The sequence below is a fragment of the Bacillus cereus group sp. BfR-BA-01408 genome (assembly GCF_022663305.1).
Lineage (GTDB): Bacteria > Bacillota > Bacilli > Bacillales > Bacillaceae_G > Bacillus_A > Bacillus_A pacificus.
The window spans coordinates 1-360 of record NZ_JAKUFF010000218.1 but is presented as its reverse complement, the minus strand read 5'-3'; the positions used below and the strand labels follow the sequence as shown (position 1 = coordinate 360).

Below are 360 nucleotides of genomic sequence, written 5' to 3'. Positions count from 1 at the left end.
GCGTTCGATGTAGGAGATAAGACTAACTGGACAACACAAAACGAGAAAATTTGGCCAACGAAAGATGAAATAGCGAAAGGCCAATATTTACTTCATCACGATAAAAAAGGTACAGAATTAGCAGTGGATCCATCACCTGTGTATAAGAATTCTGGCGGAATTTATGCTGGCTTTAAAAATTATTGGTTCCGTGTAACGGCGTATAGTAAAGTAGGGCATGCTGAAAGTGAAATTTCGCATGAGTTTGTACCTAAATTTGCTCAAGACTTTGGGTTTACAGGGATGTTTGATTACTGGGCATCAGTTCCAGTACTAAATGGTAAAGTAAATGCTACAAATGGTAACTTTATCATGAGTGAG

The 360-nt window shown here is 38.1% G+C and carries 1 protein-coding gene; it reads left to right on the top strand.

The window, feature by feature from the left end; genetic code table 11:
* Positions 1 to 360, top strand: a 360-nt coding sequence (locus tag MR083_RS28350; RefSeq protein ID WP_242270114.1) for a hypothetical protein, incomplete at both ends; no start/stop codon positions are given.